The sequence below is a fragment of the Hufsiella ginkgonis genome (assembly GCF_009834915.1).
Taxonomy (GTDB): Bacteria; Bacteroidota; Bacteroidia; order Sphingobacteriales; family Sphingobacteriaceae; genus Hufsiella; species Hufsiella ginkgonis.
In genome coordinates this window covers 1,367,176-1,381,937 of the sequence record NZ_WVHS01000001.1, presented here as the reverse complement: position 1 = coordinate 1,381,937, position 14,762 = coordinate 1,367,176, and the positions used below count along the sequence as shown (strand labels likewise).

Below are 14,762 nucleotides of genomic sequence, written 5' to 3'. Positions count from 1 at the left end.
GAGTTGGACGGAGACTTTAAACATTCCCCGCTCTTAAACGTAGTATATCTATGCATCCAGCCACCGATTTCACTGCTATGAAGGAGCTGTTCCACCACTCCGCTTATTACTACATGATCTGCGTGGCTCCCGATGGCAGTTACGCTTATATTAACAACCGGTACGCCAATAATTTTAAGCATGTATCCGCCGACTTTATTGGCCAGCCCTTTTACATCACCATGCACCCGGACGATATTCCGGCTGTTACTGCGGCCGGCCAGGCCTGTTACCAAAATCCAGGTAAGCTCTTCCCCGTGGTTATCCGCAAGCATAACGGCAACAACGAGTACATCATTACGCAATGGGAGTTCTCCCTAATGTGCGACAGTGATGGCATGCCCACAGGGGTGTTCTGCTTAGGGCACGATATTACGGAATACGAAAAGGCGAAGGAATCCGTGACCGTGATCAATAAAGACCTCAGCACTAAAAACGAGCTGCTCGGCACCATCGCCTTCGAGCAATCGCACGAAGTGAGGGCGCCGCTGGCCAACATCATGGGGCTGGTGGATATCATCAACTCCATGGAACCGGGCGCTGACATTGCTCCCCTGCTCGCCATGTTAGGCGAAAGCAGCAGGCAGCTGGACGGTGTGATCACCCGCATCGTGAATAAAATACGGGTACCTGAGCCCGAAAACCGTTAAAATAACTCCTGTACCCATGTTCTGCCCGTGCAGTTCATGTGCCAGCATTTGCCGTTTCCGTTTTTATCTCCGCAGCGTAAGCAGCCGAACCGTTAAATTAATATGCCCCCGGTCTATGGGCTCAAAATACCTGTTCGTTAAGCGCACATGCGGGTTAATCGAAAGCCGGATCCTGTTTGAGCCTATACCTATTATGGGGACGAGCCGCAGCGTACCCTGTTCGAAATCGGTATAATAGTCGAGGTCCGCGCCCAGGCAAATCCCCATAAACCCGGCGAGCACGCCCGCACGGGGACCGGCCAGGAATTTTCTTGTATTTAACCCGATATCCGTTCCAAGGCTTAGTACGCCAAAGCCGCCGTGCCTTGGATCCGTGCGTCCCCGCTCTACCCGCACCTCCGCCAGATGAAAATTCCTTTCATTCGGTTCGGCGAAGCTGTAATTATAACCGAGGGTAAGCGCTGATTGCGGTTTAACCTGGAGATACACCAGGACGGTGTCGGTATCCTGGGCATATGTGCAGGCAACAACCAGGCTGAGCGCTAGGGTAACCAGTAATTTCATAAGCTACATTTAACGAATGTATCTAACAAGACCGGCAGGCAGGGCAGGATTTGCGGGTGCCGCTGCGAGCCGCAATGAAACCTTATTACCCGCCACTTGTACTATTACCATGCAAATACTATCTAACACCGATAAAAACATCCCCGGTAACGAGCGCTTCCATGCCTATCTTGAAGAAAAACTGACAACTTCACTCCATCGTTTTTCTAACCGCATTACTCGTGTAGAGGCACACCTGGGCGACGAAAACGGCCAGCGCAACAGCGACGACGATAAACGCTGCCTGCTCGAAGCACATCTCGTCGGCCACCAGCCGGTGGTAGTAACCGCACACGCCGCAGAAGTAGAGCAATCGATAAACGCTGCCATAGCAAAGCTGAAGGCGGCGCTGGATACGGTGGTGGGCAAGCTGACCGACCACTATAGGTAAGCAAGGCGTTCACGGCGCGAAACGACCTGTAACTGCAATATCATCAACTTTCGGGTGTTTATACCGTAGGCGTAGTCGGGGATATTTCCCGGACAATCCTGGTATTGGGTACCTACCGAAACTTTTTCGCTCCGCTGTGGGAATTCCCGTCCCATCCTCGAAAATTATCTCTAACTACTCAATCAAAGCTACCTAATAAGCACCAGTCCCGTGCTGTTCAACTGTCCCGATAAGAGATCACCAAAGCCAGGAAAGCTAACTTTTCTGATAACGGAATTGCTGCGGCAGCAGGAGATGCGGGAAACGGCCCTGTTCGAACGCTGTATTAACCAATTACATCGTTAGGATAGGTGGGCGGCACCAGCTAAAATCAGGCAGTGAGCTAGTCTTCATTCTCGATTAATCCACTGTTTTAAAGTAAAAAGAGACAGCAACGGAAACAAATCTTAAGACCATGAGATAGCTGACCGCTAACCTGGTGATAAGAAGGGTTATGTTATCGGAGGCACCCGGTGAAGGTGTCAATGGGTTTTGCAGGGGTGTCCATCAGGTGATACAGAGCTGGAGTTGTAATAATAATAATCGCTTACGTTCTGCGGCTCATCGGCTATCAGCTCCGAAAAGCTGAGGATGTTACAATAGCGGAGGAATGAGATAAGTATGAGTGGGGTTTAGCGCCTATAACAATGATTGTATAGTGTCTTCCGCCTGTGAGATCGCCGTTGAGAGCTGTGCTAATAAATTGGTAAGAGAACGTACTTCTGAAGGAACATGATCTATGAATTCGAGGTAGAACCTACGCTGAACAGGATCATTCCAGCAATCGTTCGTAATAGCCGCCTGGTTTTGAAGTCTCGCCAGGATTGCATCTAAAGTTAGTTGATCGCTTGTCAAACTCATTGTTAGATCTTTAAAGATTCTTAAACACTTCTCCTCCGGTCATGAATCGCTCATTTCTCTCTTTATACCCCAAGTTCCTATAAAAATCAAGATTTGCCAAACTGGCCCATACGTTGATCTCATCACACTGATTCGCCCGGGAAATATCTTCCATGTTACTGAGAAAATGTTTTCCGACCTCTTCTCCTTTAAGTTCATCGGGAATATTGATTTTGAGGATCTGCCCCATGTTTTTACCCCCCTTGCGAACGATCCTCAGCTCAGAGCACGTAAAATCTCCGCCATTCACTTTCATCATCGACCGGATCACCCCCGCCGACAAATAATTACGCAGTTTAATTAGTACACCATTTGTTCCCCGGCATTCAAACCACTCCTGGTCAATCTTAACATCCCCGCCAGGTCTCGAGCCATAAGAACCGTTTACAGCTCCAAATCCCGACAACGGCACCTGTTTTTCCGAGGCGGAGAAAGCGGGCGCTACACCTTGTGTTTGTACGGCCCGGTAGTTCTCAGCACCGTTTATTAACTGGCTCATACTGCTGGTTGCACCAATTCGTAAGGAAACCAACCGACCTTTAAATGCTGAATGGGCAACCTGGTACGTCGCTATATTTTGCCTTACCTTACCTATCTCGCATTCATAGCGCTGATATTTATCCTGGGCTTCCTGATATACCCGACGGCATCTTTGCAATTCTGCAATTTGTTTGCTGCAATCGGGTCGCACCTCATTGCCATTGCTATCTCTGGTTCGCTGAGACTGGCAGGAGTCCAGGGCACTTTCCGCCATACTCAACTCCGCCTGTGCGTGCTGCACCCGCTTACGGATCGTGTCTCCCATCTCTTCCATATGCGATATTTTTTGCTGAATATGCTGGTCTATTGCAGAGAGACAATAATCGTTGTCTGCGCAAAATTGTGCAATAGCGCTGCTAAGCTGCCTCAGCGACGGAATACTTCTAATATAAGCACTGCTTCCCACAACCTACTTTTTAGTATTCAGATAAACATCTAACGTAGAGGCCTTTCGCAATAAAAATGTCCTATACTCTTCTGCCGCATAGATTAATTTTTCCAGAGGTCGCAGATCCTGTTCGAACATTTCCGCGAACTGTGCATTTTCGTTATCTCTCCATGTTTGCCCTAAGTGGTTCATTTTTGCCCTTGTTGAGTCCCGTAGCGATCTGAATTCATGGGAAAGCCTACCTAAGTGCGATGCAAAGTCGCGCATCTCGTTAGGGTTGCCGTGTACATCTGACATATATTCTTCGTTTATAGATATTTAATCGATTAGCTAAGTGTGATAAAGCCGTCCCGCAACTGAGTAACCCACGATAAGGCTGGAATCTCATACGGTTTAAATTTGATCATGGTATTTTCATTGTCATCGTAATGGATCGCCCTGTTCTGTCCTAATTGGCCAGCAGAAGAGTTCCCAATGAGGCGTGTTGAGCTATCTGCATTCATTTGATAAACGATACGTTGAGAGAATTCGCGCAATAAGTTATGGTCTAAGCTTTTAGAAAGGCTTTCTAATGAATCGACCTGAAGCAGAACGTGTACGCCAACATCAGGACCTTCCTTAAGAATAAATGCAAGGAGACCGGCTTCTGCACTCATGGAATATTCAGCCTTACGAAAGCTCCTGCCACGCTGAAAGGAGAAAAAGGTAAGAAAAACAGGTTCAGCCGGAATACTACTTTCGTAAATACGACTGTCAATAATGGCCTTCACCTCTTCCAGTTTTTCCTCAACATCGCGGGGTGCTACAAATTCGTACGGCTGACATAATTGCTCAAATAAATCCTGCGGAAGCTCTGCGTAGTCGGAATCCACGTTTTGAAAATTAAATCCATAAAACCGTACAGCTCCGATCAAATGCTGTGCTGCAATTGAGATAAGGGCGCTAGTCATTATTCTTAGTCCCATCTGCTCATCATAGCCAACTATAAGCATGTTTCCACCGCCTTGTTTACGCAAGGTTACCACGATATCGTCTGCAATTGTTACAGGCTCTCCCACCCAAATCTGGAGGGCCTTGTGCGACAGGGCTGCCTTAATTTTAATAATCGGATGGTCCGCTCTCTCTATCCTGGCTTTTTCAGAACCTCTGAAAATGATCTGTCGGAATGGCTCCCGAATTCTGCTCCGGGCAAACGTGGCAACCTGGTCAATGATCTGGTTAGAAGCACTGCGATCTACAAACAATGACTGAAAAGTCCGATTACCACTATTCTTTCCACCGTCCGCGTTATAAATTCCCTCACCCGGCCTGGTAAGGTCCCGGGCAGCCGAATTTCTGTCATCCAGTATTTGGAGGGCATCCAGTTCAGAACACATGAGGGCGATACGAATTCCGATTAATTCCTTGGTGCTCTTTTTTATGGAGTTTCCGGCAAGGGTCTGCGACGAAAACAAAGTATTGATACCAAAAGCTCTTCCTTTTCGAATAATACGGTCCAGTTTGTCATCAACAGCCTGTTTAATGCTATCATCTTCTGCATAAAACTCCTGGAATTCATCTACAATCAGCATGATACGCGGCATACGGTCACGATTGGGGAGTTGGTGGTACTGCTCAAGATTTTGCACACCAGCTGAACTGAATACCGTCTCGCGTCGAAGCAACTCCTTCTCCACTGCATCCAGTACGCTCAGACCAAATTCCCGGTCCGATTCTATCGCGATCGTGCGTATATGGGGTATATGTTTTTCAGCATACACGGCAAACTCAACTCCTCCTTTAAAATCTATGAGATAAATTTCTAACTCATCAGGTGAATATAGCCAGATCGCATTTGAGATAATAACATGCATTAAATTACTCTTACCGGAGCCAGGTTTGCCGATTAACAAGGCTTGATTATTGTCATCGTTGTCAAATTCCAGGAACTGCAGTTCCGTACCGTGGCGGCCGATCGGAATCCTGATGCTTCTGGCTGCCTTTCCTTGCCACCACTTATCCGGTTGCCACACATATTTTGTTATGGGAACCTTGATTGTAGCTGCATTAGGATACTTAAGATTAACGCGTTCCACCACTTTATTATATGGCAGTACTTCGTCCATCTCCGTTTCATCGGCAAATGAGGTTGGCATATCGATGTCAAAGGTACCACAGGCCTTTTCAACATCTTCCCATGTCAGGTTATAACCCGGGAATTTTTCCATGCGATCCGATACCAAAATGGTGTACACGCCGGCTTTCGGGCCACTTTTAATTACATTCATTAGTTTCGAAACAGTAGCTTCCGTAAAGCCGCTCGGGAAATTATAAATAACCAAAAAGCGGTAAGGCTCAGGAACCTCCTTTGTCCTGGCATTATACTCTGAGATATTTTTGAATTCATGCTGAAGGTACTTTTGAATAATATTTTCTATAATACGGATCAAAGCCGAAAGCTGGTTGTCAATATCATTGCCCTGAGTATGGACAGAGCCACCATAAATCTCCCTTAACAGTGGAAGGAATGGAGCGGCATTTCCACCCAATTCCAGCGGATCGACAAAAGAGATTCTGACCTTTCCGGCCGATAACGATAACAGCATCCGGGCGATCAGGTTATGTGTCATCCTTACGGCTTCCTGCATACTATCATGATTATAAAAATTCACCATCAAAGCGGAGGTGCCCGGAAAAGGAACAATAAGCGGTAATGTCAAATGAATATTTTCAAGCGTCGAACGTTCTGCTATCTCTAAGTGACGAAAATGGTCGAGCGTAATTCTCAGGGAATAACTTCCTAACCTGACCATCGGCAGCAGCTGATCTTTCTCTTTAAAGATCGATGCGTTGTCCCACCCGATCTGTTTGGGGTCGAAGGTTTCGGGTAACCTGTTCAACGCTGCATTCAGTTCTTTAACAAAACTGTTGATCTTTTCTGCCGAGGTTTTCGCCGCCACACAAAGATCAGCGGCTTGCGCATTACATCGGTATTCTGCTTCCCTTCTTCTGCTTATATAACGCTCCCTTTCTGCTTTTTCCCTATCATTATAATCTTTTGTCAACTTCTCGTCCAAGTATTCTATCTCGCTCATTATAAGTTTTCTGGCGGCGTCTATACTTGTGCCGAGTCTCGGGAATGCCTTTCGTAATTCCTGTTGCTTTTGTGCTGTAAACCCGTCCGTTTTTCCAACATCCTTTAAAGCAGACACATCCCTGCATGCATTTCGCAGATTTACCAGTTTGCGCGATTTTCGCTGCGCCAATTTATAACAAATTCCCCCCCCGATACCTCCGATGAATAAACCGGTCCCAAACTCTCCTCCAAAAAAGCAGAACATGCCAATGATAATAAAAACGACCATTGCATAATAAAGATTCCTTTCACCCTCGCTAAATTGCTTCTCGAGATCATCGACCAACCGGTAAACAAACTCCCCCGAATCAAGCGGAGCCCGTTTGTCTGCAATTTGCTGCCGATGTTTACTCTTGTAGTAATTCAAGGTTTGTTCATGCTGCCGGATCGCACGCTCTATTTCAGCATCCAGGGCAAGCATATTGCTGTTCAACTCCGTGCCTGTTTGGAGGTATTCATTGGAAAGCTGTTCCAACTTATCCGGGGCATTAACAGTTAAGGCAACAGTTTTTTCTAATTCAGTACGTTGCATAATTTATATTGATAAATAGGATACATTAAACAAATCGAATGAAACGTCGATTTGACCGGACACCCAAATCCCCTGGAGAAAGCCGCGAAGCGGCAATGACTTCGATTGGTGTACTAGTTCATTATTAATAAAGTAGTAACAGCTTTGATCAATTTCTCGATCGAATTTTTCAATACGAAGCAGGTTAGATTGTCCGGCGCCGACGTTAATAGCCGGATGTTCGAGCCAATTAACCTCAGGCTCCCAACGGTCGTCTTCTCCTATATGGGTCCCGACAAAGAACCCTGAAGAACTGATCGAAAACAGGTCATAAGTCCATCGTTTCTGATCATCTATGATTAACCCGAACAGTATACCTGATTGTGCTGCAGCAATGTCCGGGTCCCCAGATGTTTTCATACGTAATTGGAGACTAAAGGCTTTTTCACGAATAATGTAGTGAAACCCTAGATACATGGCATAGCTACTATCAGATCGATTATGATAAATGTGATAAGCGTTGTCTTTTATTCCTGTTTCAATCCCCGGTTTGCTCTCCTGCGGCCATGAATTTCGGTTATCTGTAAAGTAGTCTGTAAAATCAATTTTTTTCATGTATTACAATTAAGTGATTATCGAAACTATGTTATATTTTGTCTCTGATCGATAGATATTACTATTTGAAATTAAAAATTAGGCATAAGTGTCCCTTCCCCAAATTGCATCCTGAATCACGGGACTCTAAAGATTAAATATCATAGAAATGGCGATGGTTATTACAACTTAAACAACCCGGTTTTTACTGCAAACAGTACTAGGCCAACCCTGTTCTTTACATTGAATTTATTGAACAAGGTATAGCGATACCCATCGATCGTTTTAGGGCTCAGACACATCTTATCAGCGATCTGTTCGTAAGTAAGCTCAGAGCACGACAGCGTAATGAATTTTCGCTCGTTCTCTGTAAGATTTTTCCAAGCGGGACTTTTCTCGCTTGCAGGATCGGCCTCATTGTGTGCTCCCTGGCTCAGGTTGCCGATAAGTACACCTGTCAGGAAATCTGTATAATAAAATCCCTTTGAATGTATTGCTTGCAATGCCTGATGAATATCTTCCACTTCTATATCCTTCGAAAGATAACCTTTCACACCCAACCTAAGCATTCTGACCACCGCTTCTTCACTTTCAACCATTGAAATCACAAGGACAGCAATTTCAGGATGACGATCGCGCAACCAGGACATGCTCTCGAACCCGTCCATCACCGGCATATCAAGGTCGAGCAAGATAATATCGGGTAATGCCTTAGAATCAAGCTTCTTAATCATATCGCGACCGTTTTCCGCCTCAAAAACAACCAGGTAATTGTGCTTGTCCGCCAGATTAATAAGGGTAATAAGGCCCTTACGGAATAAATTATGGTTATCCACGATCGCTAGTTTAAGCGGTGATTTGCGCTGCATAGTTATTGATTAAGCGGTAAAACAACAGTTACTACAGTTCCGGATCCCGGATTACTCATCAACTCAAAATCCGCCTGGATAAGCCTCGCCCGATTAGCCATATTCAATAAACCGGTACTTTCTTTTTCTGCACTCTTAGCACTGGCTTCTTTCACGTCGAAACCCTTTCCATTATCCTTTACCTGGGCAGTTAGCGAGTGGTCAGCATAGTTGAGCGTAACCTCCACCTTCGTAGCCTCCGCATGTTTTACTACGTTGTTTAATATTTCCTGGCAAAGCCTGAAAAGCACAACTTCCTGCCCGGGAGGAAGTTTTACCAGGCTTCCGCTTTTGGTAAGTGACACTTCGTATTGACGGGTTTTCGCCAGCCGGTCAAGTTCGTTCTCCAGCGCTTTTACAAAACCGGTCTTCATGATAAAATCCGAATTTAGCGATACGCTTAAGGCCTTTACTTCCGTCATAAGCTGCTTGGCCAATGCTTTTGTTTCGCTGATATGCTCTTTTACATCTCCCGAGCTTTGCGGCAAAATTGCTGATAAGTTGATATTGATCAGTGACACCAAGTGGCTGAAATTGGCATGCAGTTCTTCAGCAATATGTTGGAGCGTGCGGTCCTGGATCTCCAGCTTTGACTGGAGAATAGTTTGATTAAATGACTCCCTTAGCTCAATGACTTCCTGTTCATGCTGAAATCTTTTTTTTTGCTGCCTAAAGAAAAAATAAGTCAATAGGCATACAAAAAAAAGAAGCAATAAGGTAGAAATAATAACGGTCAGGTAGGGGTCCTGTGAAAAGGTCTCTTGCATAGAAAAGCAATTAGATAAAACGAATACATCAATATATTTAGAAATATCAGAATATGTAATAACGTCAGCGACATTTTCACGTTTATTAGATTTAGATAATTCATTAATATAAAATATGGAAGACTAACGGTATGGAATGTGAACACACCCAATGAGATCCAAAATAGGGGCTGATCTGTTACTCGGATATATTCCCTGCGGTTTACTTCATTCACGAAATATATGACCGAACTTAACAAAGCGATTAGATTGCCAATCACAATGGTATACGTATTTAGTGTGGAAATCGACTGGATGAAGACCATGTTGACTACACAAAAAACCAGGTAAAGAGGTATTACTACTCTACTCATCACTCTTAAACTCTTTAATTCGGGCAGCTTAGCATAAAATAAAAAATAAAACAGGTATTGAGGAACGATCCACAAATTATAGATCCAAAGATTTGATTGAGGAAGATCCCAATAACCTGTTTTATGAAAATAGAGTTTCCAGCCTACCGCAAAAAGCTCTGTGCAGCCTGAGGCCCAGATAAACAGCGAAAACAATCGGTATGGACTTAACCATTTCTGTGTGAAAGCTTTAATGCTGACTATTGCACAGGCAAAAAGTGGAATCAGGTAAAGAAATTGAACAAACTTCGGCATACCGAAATGTACGGTTTTATTAATGACATCCGATATCATCATCGCAAGCCGGTGGACAAGGTGAGCCCACATTGAAGTCCCGGGGCGTTTCTTCATCTATCGCCCTATCTCTATAATCCGCAGCATCCTCTATCGTGATGTCTGTGTGACCGCCGGTCGATGTGTTTGGTACCGTCATAACCATCAGCAGGCAAAGCTGGTCGCTATGTGTATCGGTCGCGGCGTAAGCCCCAAAATAAACACGAAGCCCGTCGGCATCGGCGTGGTTCATTTCCCACAATAGTTTCTCAATGTGTTCCCGCGAGTACCACACCGACCGCGTGTCCGGTTTCCCGATGGCCGCGGCAAGCAGCGGATATTTGGTTGCCCGGAATCTTGCTTTCCGTTGATTGGTTACTGTACCCCCTACAAAAAAGTATGGGAGCGGCTGTGCATCGTTTTGTTGTAACATGACGTTTTTTTTGAAGGTTAATAAATCTACGGCAAGTGTACAACCGTAATGAGGCGGCATCAATACCTCGACCTGCCAATGCCCGACCAGTTAATCTGTTTCCGCTATAACGGCTCGTTGAACTCAGGAAAAACCCCTGGTCAATTCAGGAAAAATCCTTACTGAACATTAACGGCCGGAATACAACGGCAGCATTTCGGCTCTCTGGTTTAAGCGAAAAGAGCCAAAACGAAGCCAATAATCACGAAATATAAAAACAGGGTTTTACTCCGAAGTTACAGGTTTTTACTCCGGGAGGCTAGGAATAGATTTGAATCGAAAAACGCTCCGGTAAGCCGCATGATTCCCGGGGATCGGATTAAAACAATGTATGCAAGGAGAAAACAACTAAAATGAAAAAAGCGCTAATAGTCGGGATCAATAACTACCCCAGAGCCCCATTAAACGGTTGCATAAATGATGCGGCCGAGGTGAGTTCATACCTGAAAACGCATGGCGACGGTTCGCCTAATTTTGCGGTAAAGCTTGAGACGGATGTTCCAACAAAAGCTAAGCTAAAGGCACTGATCGAAGAGCTTTTTAAAGGCGACAGCGAAGCCGCTCTTCTTTATTTCTCCGGCCATGGATACACCGATGCCACAGGTGGTTACCTGGTCACTCCCGATTTCGAAAGATACGACGAGGGTGTTTCTATGGATGCCATACTCGTGTTGGCTAATAAGTCGGTTATCAGGAATAAAGTAATTATCCTGGATTGTTGTCATTCGGGGGCATTCGGCACTCCGGCCACATTAGGCCAGGTAATAACACAGATCGGATCCGGGGTTACCATACTTACGGCCTGTCGTGACAATGAACCATCGATGGAACGGGATGGTCATGGCATCTTTACCCGGCTGTTATTACATGCACTCTCCGGCGGCGCGGCCGACCTTACAGGACATATTACCCCTGGTAGCGTTTATGCACACATCGACCAGGCGTTGGGCGAATGGGGTCAACGGCCAGTGTTCAAAACGAATGTCAGCCAGTTCATTTCCCTGCGTAAGATCAACCCGCCCATACCGCTCGACGTATTACGCAGGCTAACCGAGTACTTTACCGCGCCCCAGGATAAGTTCGCGCTTGATCCGTCATTCGAAAAAACGAATGTAAAAGACGCTACACCCCACATAACAAAACCTTACGCCACTCCCGAAAACGTGCGCAGGTTTGGGGAGCTCCAGCAACTCGAAGGTGTTGGTTTAGTGGTCCCGAATGATACAAGGCATATGTTCTTCGCCGCAATGGAGTCGAAATCGTGCAGCCTCACCGCCCTGGGACACCATTACTGGAACCTGGTAAAAGCAGAAAAAATTTAAACAGGTTGATGATGATGAATTATACCTACGATATAGCGATCTCGTTTGCGGAAGAAGATAGAAATGCCGCAGTGGCATTGGCATTGGCATTGGAGGCCAAAGGCCTTAATCCCTATTACTACGCCGAAAACCTGCAGGAGACGGCCGGTCATTCACTCGACAAAAGACTTTGCGAACTGTATTTCCACGAAGCGCGATTCGCCGCAGTATTGCTGTCGCCTACGTATTTTAAAAAGCGTTATACCCAAATTGAATTAGGGGCAATGATAAAGCGCATCTCTGAAAACCCGGAAGAGGTTTACCTCATCCCCATTTGCCTTACCCATACCGATCTCTCCAGCTACCCGCAGTTAAGAGAACTGGGCTTCATCGATTGGAATAACGACCCTAAACGAATAGCTAAGATCATGAAGAAAATGCTCGGAAAAAAATTGGATCCGCCAAATAACGATACACAATGTAAACTTTTGAATAAGATCACTCAAAAGATAGCCTCGAAGCAACTGCTTAAAATCGAAAAAGAATCAACTATCGGGAACATTTCGCAAGTGACCAATAACACTCAAAATTATGGAGGAAAATAACACAGACGTTCCTGAGTCGCCCGAGTCCGCACCAACCGTAGCAGCCCCGGTCACCCAATCGATCACGAGCGAAAACAATCTCGATCTAAACATAAAGAAACACGAGGGCGTAATTTCAATCGAGCAGACTTCCAATTACTTCGGCAGAGAAATAGCTTCGGAACGGATAGAATTCGCACTCCTGGAAAGGAAGTATTACTCCGAGCCCGTCCCCCTTACCGATGACGATATTATCGCACAGTTCCGGAGCTCACGGATGCTGATCGTTAATCACCACATCGAATCGAGACAAGCAGCCATGACGGTAGTGGAGCAATTGCTCTATTCCGGGTTGATAGAAGATAATCTTCAGCCAGTATGTTGTACGATTCAATTGGAAGCCCCGTTCACGCTGAGTAAGCTGATTAGTGATTTCTCTACTAGCTCATTGCTGCGTAAAGAGAAAAGACATGCGATGGTAGTGTTTGAAGAACGGGAAAACAACGAGTTCCGTCGTTTTCTCTCCACCATAAGCCTTAAAGGAGGGGCGGCCGATATGGCGACGGCTAAACTCGCTGAAAACCAGCTTTTCCTGATTTACCTGTGTCGCGATGCTGAGGCATTCGATGCAAGGGAAACCCCGCACCCGCACGCGGCCCTGCTCCTGGTTCATCCTGCCATCACGGCGTTCTGCGAGTGCACGCTTTCATACAGCCTGGCTGTACAGTATTACCGGGAAGCCCGGAAAGTGTGCATCCAGAAAGGGTGGCTGGCTGCGTTGCCAGAGCAGGTACAGATAACTACCTGGACCGGACTGATAAGGGAGGGCCGTTTCAAAGAGGAGGCGGAAGACTACGAAAATGGTGTAAAACAAAGCCTGGAACTTAAGGAAATTCAGTTGTTACTGTCTGACCCGCTCAAAAGTCTCGTCATGTTCATTGCCACCTACTTTGATGACATCACGATCAACGAATTCGATACGCTCATAAAACTGTTAATATCGAAGCTCGATACCGGTGCACCAGGTTCAGCATTAAATAACCGGGCAGCTGAAATGTCATGGCAATGGGAGGCGTTTTCAGATCAAGTATTGGCCGACTGCGGGCTCGACATTGTACTCTCATCCGGCAAGGAAAATACAGCATATCGCTTTACTCATCCGCTGCAAAAAGAGCAGGTATTGGCACAGCTGCGATCACGACATCGGCATTCGCTTAATAAACGACTGGAAGCAATTGAACAGAAGCTACTTACAGCATATGAAAACTACCCCGCTTCTATTCTCAAAGGCTGGTTCACCCTGGCGCTGGAAAATGCGGCGGTAAGCCCCATCCGGTTTCTTGTTCATTTTTGTACCGAGCTGACCGACCGTCTCCTCGACACAAAAGTGGAGGACCGCGGGCGGGTAAATAAAGAGGTCTTTTCAATCCTTCAGCGTTTCATTCGCCGTTGGGAAGAACAAGGCGACCTGAAACAATACCTTGACATCTTTTATGACCTGATGAAAGAAGGTGCCGATAGACGAAACATTCTTGCGGCCATTCTTTCTCACAACTGTACTGCAGATCACTTAGAAAACCTCGCCCGGCTTAATAACCATCTTCAGCATATCGGTAAAGGTGAATTGCGAAATAATTTCCAGGCTATCTCAAGGATCGCGGCGCATCACCAGGAAAACTTACCGGTGCTCTTCTCAGAAATAACTACCTGGAAAACGCTGGAAGTCGAAAAATCACTCACCGCCTACCACATTACGAAATGTGCGTTTCTCGACATATTCGAACGGGAATGGACCTGGAAAGGAAACAAAAACAGCATAGCGCGCGCACTCTTCCTGCAATGTAATACTAATGATAGCACGAGCGAACTCTTAATGCTTGCCCGATTTGTACTAATCGAAGATGTGGAAGACGCTTTTAGGTCTGTTTATCAAAGCGACTACCTGGAAAAATACCCGGAACAGAGGATACAGGAAAAAGTGATGAAAGAAGACCTATACGTTTCCATTGCCCTGGTATTACTTCAATGGCATTATTACCTGAATAACCCGATCGATGATGCGGAAAAACGCCTGGCCCGGGATCCCGGCCACCTGGCTGACGTGATCCGATTGGTAAAATCCACCTATCCCCCGGACAAGATCCAGACTGCACTCAAAAAAGCAGCGGTCCATTTCAACCGCAGGCTCGAGAAAGCGAAGCTTGAACGGATGAGCCGGGATAACCTGGCATGGATTACCGCGAAAAGAGAAAGCGCAATAGCACTCCTTAAACTCTGATAAAACTTCTCACGCAA

Annotated in this window: 12 protein-coding genes; 5 read left to right on the top strand and 7 right to left on the bottom strand. The window is 45.9% G+C overall.

Going from position 1 to position 14,762, the window contains the following annotated elements:
• The first annotated feature begins 50 nt into the window (after positions 1–50).
• A complete protein-coding gene (locus GS398_RS05870; protein ID WP_160905764.1) occupies positions 51–689 on the top strand; it encodes a PAS domain-containing protein in 639 nt (212 codons plus the stop codon).
• A 63-nt stretch (positions 690–752) separates the two neighbouring features.
• Here GS398_RS05870 and GS398_RS05865 read toward each other — a convergent pair whose 3' ends face one another.
• Positions 753–1,253: a hypothetical protein gene (locus GS398_RS05865; RefSeq protein WP_160905763.1), complete on the bottom strand. Its 501-nt coding sequence runs from the start codon at positions 1,251–1,253 to the stop codon at positions 753–755.
• Between the two features lie 16 nt (positions 1,254–1,269).
• On the opposite strand from GS398_RS05865, the gene GS398_RS05860 reads away from it, so the two are divergent.
• Entirely contained in the window at positions 1,270–1,683 is a 414-nt protein-coding gene (locus GS398_RS05860; RefSeq protein WP_237488091.1) for an HPF/RaiA family ribosome-associated protein, read from the top strand.
• Between the two features lie 910 nt (positions 1,684–2,593).
• Here the strand turns inward: GS398_RS05860 and GS398_RS05855 are convergent.
• The 6 genes from GS398_RS05855 to GS398_RS05830 all read right to left on the bottom strand — a co-directional run bounded on the left by GS398_RS05855 (position 2,594) and on the right by GS398_RS05830 (position 10,543).
• Positions 2,594–3,568 carry a GNAT family protein gene (locus GS398_RS05855; protein WP_160905762.1) on the bottom strand — a complete coding sequence of 325 codons (975 nt, stop codon included), beginning with the start codon at positions 3,566–3,568 and terminating at the stop codon, positions 2,594–2,596.
• A gap of 308 nt (positions 3,569–3,876) precedes the next feature.
• The gene (locus tag GS398_RS05850) at positions 3,877–7,197 is read right to left on the bottom strand and encodes an FtsK/SpoIIIE domain-containing protein (RefSeq protein ID WP_160905761.1); all 3,321 of its coding nucleotides are present in this window, start codon (positions 7,195–7,197) and stop codon (positions 3,877–3,879) included.
• A gap of 3 nt (positions 7,198–7,200) precedes the next feature.
• Positions 7,201–7,791: a hypothetical protein gene (locus GS398_RS05845; RefSeq protein ID WP_160905760.1), complete on the bottom strand. Its 591-nt coding sequence runs from the start codon at positions 7,789–7,791 to the stop codon at positions 7,201–7,203.
• A 161-nt stretch (positions 7,792–7,952) separates the two neighbouring features.
• Entirely contained in the window at positions 7,953–8,639 is a 687-nt protein-coding gene (locus GS398_RS05840) for a response regulator transcription factor (protein WP_160905759.1), read from the bottom strand.
• Between the two features lie 2 nt (positions 8,640–8,641).
• Complete coding sequence (locus GS398_RS05835) at positions 8,642–9,445, bottom strand: sensor histidine kinase (RefSeq protein ID WP_160905758.1); 804 nt, start codon at positions 9,443–9,445, stop codon at positions 8,642–8,644.
• A gap of 666 nt (positions 9,446–10,111) precedes the next feature.
• On the bottom strand, positions 10,112–10,543 hold the full coding sequence (locus GS398_RS05830) for a hypothetical protein (protein WP_160905757.1): 432 nt from the start codon (positions 10,541–10,543) through the stop codon (positions 10,112–10,114).
• A 392-nt stretch (positions 10,544–10,935) separates the two neighbouring features.
• Here GS398_RS05830 and GS398_RS05825 point away from each other — a divergent pair, with 392 nt between their 5' ends.
• From GS398_RS05825 to GS398_RS05815, 3 genes are read left to right on the top strand one after another with little or no spacing between them, the layout of a single operon-like run.
• Positions 10,936–11,904, top strand: coding sequence for a caspase family protein (locus GS398_RS05825; RefSeq protein WP_160905756.1), 969 nt, complete (start codon positions 10,936–10,938; stop codon positions 11,902–11,904).
• A gap of 8 nt (positions 11,905–11,912) precedes the next feature.
• Positions 11,913–12,488, top strand: coding sequence for a toll/interleukin-1 receptor domain-containing protein (locus GS398_RS05820; protein ID WP_160905755.1), 576 nt, complete (start codon positions 11,913–11,915; stop codon positions 12,486–12,488).
• Positions 12,475–14,745: a hypothetical protein gene (locus GS398_RS05815; RefSeq protein ID WP_160905754.1), complete on the top strand. Its 2,271-nt coding sequence runs from the start codon at positions 12,475–12,477 to the stop codon at positions 14,743–14,745. The genes GS398_RS05820 and GS398_RS05815 overlap by 14 nt, the downstream gene beginning before the upstream one ends.
• Positions 14,746–14,762: the final 17 nt, after the last annotated feature.